Raw genomic sequence first — 6,271 nt, 5'->3', positions numbered from 1 at the left:
CCGTTAGGACGCGAGGGATCTCCCAAGGTCGTGTGCCGACGGTCCGGAAAACGTGCCACGATTTCCGTCGCTTGGTATGGCGCGGCCTCACGGCGTGTTCAGATCGGCCTCGGCCTCGGCCTCGGCGGTGGCGCGGACGCGGGTGACGATGTCGCGTACGGCCGCGCGCACGGCCTCGGCCTCGGTCGCGGCCTGTGCATGATCCACGGCGATCAGCTCGGCATAATTGTCAATCGCCCCCAGAGCATTCATAAGGTCATGGCGCGCCATGCGTGTCGCGGGGTCCATCGGGTCGCTCGAAGCGACCAACGCGGCCACAAGCCGGTCGACGTCCACCAGGCGCCGGTGAATCACCGCCATATCGTTGCCGAGACCGTCGGCGCCGGTGTCGACACGGTGGCCGAGGGCCTGGCTCGCCGCGCGCAAGCGCGCGACCACATGGCTCAGGGCATGGTCTTCCGGGGAACCTCTACCTGGGTCTGCATCCATTCGTCTCTCCAGTTCACAAGGGTCGTCGGGTCCATCGGTCGGGCGTAGTAGAATCCCTGTCCAATCTCGCAGGCCATCTCCGCCAGGACGCTCGCCTCCTCGGGCCGTTCGATGCCCTCGGCCACCGTCGTCGCGCCCAGCGTCTGCCCCAGGTTGATGACCAGCCGGACGATTCGCTCTGATCTTGGGTTGTCCAGGAGTGTCGCGACGAACGTGCGGTCGATCTTGATTTCGTTGAAGGGCAGGCGTTGCAGGTGCAACAGCGACGAATGCCCGGTGCCGAAATCGTCCAACGAGACGGCGAAGCCCCGGATGCGCAGGGCGGTCAACACCCGCTCGACCCTGTCCGGGTCCTGCAGCGCGGCCGTTTCCGTCAGTTCGAGCACGAAGTCCCTGGGCGTCATGCCGGTGCCCTTCAGGGTGCGCGTCAGGAGGTCCGGCAAGCTGGCCTCGGCGAGGCACAGGGCCGACATGTTCACGGCGCAACAGGCGCCGTTGACCTTCCAGGCCGCCGCCTCGCGCGCGGCCCGCTCCAGCACGAAGGTCAACAGGCGCAGGGACAGCCCCTCGTCGCGTTCAACGACGGGCACGAACTGGGCCGGGCTGATGGTGCCCGTCGACACGGGCCAGCGGACCAGCGCCTCCACGCCCATGTACTCGCCCGAGCGAAGGCTGACCTTGGGCTGATAGGCCAGGCGCAGGATGTTCTCGTTGATGGCCTGGGCGATGGTGCCCGGGGTGATGAAGTTTCCCTCCGCCTGGAACGCGGTCAGCAGGTCGCGGATATCGTCGATCGACACGGGCTTCTGAAGCGGGGGGCGCATCCGTACACCCAGCCGTTCGCCGATCCGATTGGCCGAGCGCAGGACCTCCGGATCGCAGCCGCTGATGAGCACGACCGCGGTATCGCCGGCCCGCGTGGCCAGTTCCGACAGAACCCCCAGGCCGTCCATGTCGGGAAACGTCAGGTCCAGAAAGACGATGTGCGGGGCGAACGAGGCCAGGGCGCCCAAGCCGTGCTCCGGCGTGGCGACGGCGAGAGCGACCCAGCCGGTTCCCGTGCACGCCCTCAGAAAGAACGTGCGGAAGCTCGGGTCGTCGTCGATGACGAGGACGCGGAATCGGTTGTCATGCCCCTCGTTGTGGATCATCGGTTCCCTCACCCGTTCTCGGCGGCGACCACGAAGGCCCGCATACTCTTGAGCAGGTCCGGAAGATTGACGGGCTTGGGGGCGAAATCGATGCAGCCGGCGGCCAGGGCCGCCGTCTTGTCGTGCGACATGGCATGGGCCGTCAGGGCGATCACCGGGATCATGGCCACGTCCGGATCGGCCTTGATCCGCCGGGTGACCTCCAGGCCGTCGATGTCGGGCAGGCCGATGTCCATCAGGATGATATCGGGTTTGGCCTCGCGCACGGTCGCCAGCGCGTCCTGGCCCGTCGCGGCCCACAGCATCGAAAAGCCGCGCCGCGTCAGCAGGCGCGTCAGCGCCCGGGCGTTGTCCACGTTGTCCTCGACGAGAAGGACAGTGGTCATGGCTGGTCTCCCGAAAAGCAGGTGTCACTGGCCGGGCTGAAGCACGGCCTCGGAGTCTCGGTTTGTGTCGGCGTCTTCCGGAGCGGCGCGGATCGCCGGCGGCGCCTGCGCCGCGCCCGGGTCGCTCAGGGTGCACGCGGGTTCGATGGTCAACAGGTCGCGCAGGATGTCGTCCGTCAGGGCGTCGAGATCGAACTGGCCTTTGTGCAGGACGGCGGTGCACTGTGTTTCCAGCCAGGCTTCCTCGGCCGAGGTGAGATCAATGCCCGTCACGACCGTTATGGGCACGGCCGACAGACACGGATCCTCGCGGATGGTCTGGATGATCTCGAATCCGCCGGCGCCGGGCAGGGCGAGGTCCAGAATCACCAGGGCCGGCACGCTTCGCCGCAGGTGGTCCAGCGCATCCAGTCCGTTGTCGAACTGGATGACCTTGAGGTTTGTGCGTTCTATGGCCCGTGTGATGGCCCGCGCCATGCCGGCGTCGTCCTCGATGACGACGATGGAACTGGTCATGCCGCAGGCGATACAGGACTTGATGGCCTGAGCAAGGCCCGCGCGTGAGTCGAATGGCTGTTGGCGCGCGCAATGGCTGTTGGTGATCACGGCCCGCGCGGCCGTCGTCTGTTGCGGATCGACGGTCAAGACGGGCGTGTCGGGCATGGTCGGCCGGTTGCGGAGCGCGTCGGCGATGTCTGCGCTGTTCCGTTCCCCCGGGGAGTCCACCGCCACAATGGCGTGAGGGCGATGCGCCTCGGCCCGGTCGGTGGCGTCGGTGCTGCTGGCCGCGCCCACGACGCGAAGCCCGCTGCTCGTCAGGCTCTGCATCAGGGCGGTCCGACGGGCGGCGTCGTTGTCCACCACCAGCACCATGGCCGGCTCGGCGGGTGGGCCGGGGATGACCACCGGGGCTGTTTTGGGGGGCTCGTCGCGCTCGGCGGTTTGGCCGTCCACCAGGGGCACGCGCAGTTCGAAACGCGCGCCCTCGCCCGGGCGGCTTTGCAGGTGAACGCTGCCGCCCATCATGTCCATGATGTTGCGGGTCAGGGCGAGGCCGACGCCGGAGCCGCCGTGGCCGCTGTGCACATACGAGTTGGCCTGCTCGAACATCTCGAAAACGCGGTTGGTTTCCTCCTCGGTCATGCCGATGCCAGTGTCGCTCACGGCAATCAGCACCTCGTCCGGGGTGTGGTCGACCTCGACCGTGATGCGTCCGTTTTCCGTGAACTTGGCGGCGTTCGAGATGAGGTTCAGGACGCATTGCCGCAGGCGCACGCGGTCGAGCGTGACACTCGCCGGCAGTCCCCGGGTTTCGATCACGAACGCATTGTGCTGTTTGCGGGCCAGGGTCACGCCCATGGTGCGGATTTCGTCGACCAGGGTGTCGAGGTCCACCGGTTCCGACAGCAATTCAAAGCGTCCGGATTCGATGCGCGCCAGATCGAGGATCCCGTTGATCAGGTCCAGCAGGTGATTGGCCGCGTTCTTGATGTTCCGGGCGTCCTCCAGCATGTCGCCATTGGCGATCTCCTCGGCCTGGTCGGCGATCATCTCGGCGTGCAGGGTGACCGCATTGAGAGGCGTGCGCAGCTCGTGGCTCATGTTGGCGAGGAAGCGCGACTTGGCGGCGCTGGCCTCGCGCGCCGACTCGAGAGCGATCGCGGCGCGCATGTCCCGGAAGGTGACCACGTAGCGGCGCCATTGGCTGGTGCCCAGGGCGGCCAGCGTGACGGTGACGGGCACGATCGTCCCGTCGCGACTGACGGCGGACGTCAGGCGTCCGTCTTCGAGAATGCCGGTGTGCTCAGGGGCCGGGAGGGTGGCGATCCGCTCCGGTTCGAGGATCTCGGCGTGTTCCGGTGGCAGCAGGATGTCGGCGCGCCGGCCGATGAATTCGTGCCGCCGCCAGCCGAACAGGCGTTCGGCGGCCCAGTTGGCGTCCTCGATCACCCCGAGATCGGAGATCAGCAGGATCGCGTCGGCGGCGACATCGAAGACCCGGCGCATTTCGTTGCGGGCATCGCGGGCCGCGTGCATCTGTGTCTCGACGCGGTGGGACATGGCCCGCAGGCCGCGCGCCAGGTAGCCGAACTCGTCCTGCCGGTCGAGCATCCCGGACCCGGGTCGCGTTTGGCTGCGGCCCGGTTCATAGGCGTTGATCTGGTCCACCAGCCGGTGCAGCGGCCGCAGCAGGAAGGTGGCCGCCGCCACGAACAGGACGGACCCGAACACCAGGAATCCGACGGCCAGCACCCAGGAGTGTTCCACGGCGCCCAACCAGGCATCCGTGTGGGCCGAGGGGTCGTAGACGGCGCCCAGGGTCAACGCGCGGTCGCTGGTGCGATGCAGGCGGACATGGCGGAGCACCACGGTCTTTCCGTCATGCGTGAAGGCGCGGATGTGGGGTGTCTTCGGCCCCTCGCTGTCGCCGAACCGCGACGGCGAGACGGCGTCCAGCCCGAACAGGCCTTGAAGCGTCGTGCCGATTTGGGGCGCCGACTCCGGTGACGGCTTGTCGAAATCAAACTCCAGGCTGGGGTCGGGATGGCTGAGCACCTGTCCGTCGGCGTTGAACAGCATCAGGGACGCGCTGTCCCCGTACAGTTGGGCGAGCCGGAACACGAGATGCCGGAAGCCCACGTTGACGAGAACGATGAGGGTGTGATCGCCACGGCCGCTGCCAACAGCGCGGCCAACACGGACGGTGGGCCGGAACGGGACCTCGACCGCCCCGTCCTCGCGGTTGAGGTTGATGGCCGAGATGTAAGGCTTTCCGGGCGGCTGGCTCAGGATCTCGGCGAAATAGTCCCGGTGCCGCTTGTTCTGCAAGCGCGCCGGCTGGAAGGTGCCGGTGAAGGCATCCCGCTGAATGCGCACCAGTTCCTCGCCGGTGCGCGCATTGATGACGCGGGCTTGGTAGATGGCCGGTCGCGATGCCGTGTACGCCAGGAACAGGCGTTCGGCATGGGCGCGGGCGGCGTCCGACGGCGCCTCGGCTCCCGCGGCCAGCGCGGCCTGCATGGCCGTCACGGGTGCGCTTTTCGCCAGAAACTCGACATCGCGTTCGAGTCTGACAAAGAAGTCGCGGATGTACTCCTCGCCGGCCAGGGTCAGTCCGCCCAGACGCTCGCGGGTCAATTCGTCGGTGTGAAGGCGGCCGTCGCGGTAGGCGACGCCGACGATCACCGTCACCATCAGCAGCGAGTACGCCGCGAACACCAGAACCGCCTTGCTTCCCAGACCAAGCCGGCGGAACCAGTAGAATTGCCGGGACAACAGTCTCATGACGCGGAACCCTTCGCTGGCGGCCCATGGGCCGCCCGAGATCCGTCATGCGCCACGGTCGCTCCGACCCCCGTCGGTCGAACGCGGCGACACAACACCTGTCGTCTCCCTCTCTTCGTGTCTGTCCGGAAAGCCCTGATTGGCAATACCGACGGCGTTGCGTTTTGGGGGCCTCCACACAACATATTGCGGTTTCCGAGACTTTCCGGACGGGCTCTTAGAACGCTCACCGGTCCATTGAAAGGCGGCGGGTGGATTGGGTTCGGTCTCCACACGCCCCCGCCCCTGGGCCAGCGCACCCGCCTTACGGGTCGCTCGCGTCGAGTTTTGCTCCCAACAGGTTGGGAGGCATGATCACCATGACGTCACCGTCGTCGACGTCCTCGATGGCCTCGGCTTCGTCCGGCCGCTCGCCGGCCAGAACGCGGTCCGTCAGCGCGACCATCATCGACAGCTTGAACGGCTTGGCGATCACCGCGTCCGCCCCGCAGCGGCGGGCCAGATCCAGCGCCACCGCCACGGGTCGGCCCTTGCCCGAGGTGGCGATGACGGGCATCTCGGGGCGGCTTTCCTTGCTGGCCCGGATGACTTCAAGCCCCGTGCGGCCGGGCATTTCGAGATCGGTGAAAACGAGGTCGTAGTCCTCAGCCCCCAGGTCGTCCAGGGCCTTGGCCCCGTCCTCGGCCTCGACCACGGAGTGTCCGGCCCGGGTCAGGGCGCGTCCGACGACAACCCGCAGGTCGGCGTCGTCCTCGACGATCAGGATTCGAGCCACCGCATTGCTCCTTTGACTGTACGCGCACAACCTACCATGCGCTTCTTTCATATTTGTGCGTCGCCCCCGGGGAGTCAAACGGTGAATCTCCTGAACCGACTCAGGGGGCTGTTTCGAAAGCCGACGAAAAAGACACGTCAGGTTGGGTGCTGCCATTTCACGCTTTTTTCTCCACACCGTGTACG

The 6,271-nt window shown here is 67.0% G+C and carries 5 protein-coding genes; all 5 read right to left on the bottom strand.

The annotated features are described in order from the left end of the window. Positions 1 to 87: 87 nt before the first annotated feature. Entirely contained in the window at positions 88 to 438 is a 351-nt protein-coding gene (locus Q0309_RS12240) for a hypothetical protein (protein ID WP_299441236.1), read from the bottom strand. A gap of 5 nt (positions 439 to 443) precedes the next feature. Further along, positions 444 to 1,640, bottom strand: a complete 1,197-nt coding sequence (locus Q0309_RS12235) for an EAL domain-containing response regulator (RefSeq protein ID WP_299441233.1) — start codon at positions 1,638 to 1,640, stop codon at positions 444 to 446. A gap of 8 nt (positions 1,641 to 1,648) precedes the next feature. After that, positions 1,649 to 2,026, bottom strand: a complete 378-nt coding sequence (locus Q0309_RS12230; RefSeq protein ID WP_299441230.1) for a response regulator — start codon at positions 2,024 to 2,026, stop codon at positions 1,649 to 1,651. 24 nt (positions 2,027 to 2,050) lie between these two features. Next, on the bottom strand, positions 2,051 to 5,311 hold the full coding sequence (locus tag Q0309_RS12225) for an ATP-binding protein (RefSeq protein WP_299441227.1): 3,261 nt from the start codon (positions 5,309 to 5,311) through the stop codon (positions 2,051 to 2,053). A gap of 304 nt (positions 5,312 to 5,615) precedes the next feature. Next, the gene (locus Q0309_RS12220) at positions 5,616 to 6,086 is read right to left on the bottom strand and encodes a response regulator (RefSeq protein ID WP_299441224.1); all 471 of its coding nucleotides are present in this window, start codon (positions 6,084 to 6,086) and stop codon (positions 5,616 to 5,618) included. Positions 6,087 to 6,271 lie beyond the last annotated feature (185 nt).

It is taken from the genome of uncultured Rhodospira sp. (genome assembly GCF_937138205.1).
Classification (GTDB): domain Bacteria; phylum Pseudomonadota; class Alphaproteobacteria; order Rhodospirillales; family Rhodospirillaceae; genus Rhodospira.
This window is presented reverse-complemented; position numbering and strand designations above follow the sequence as displayed.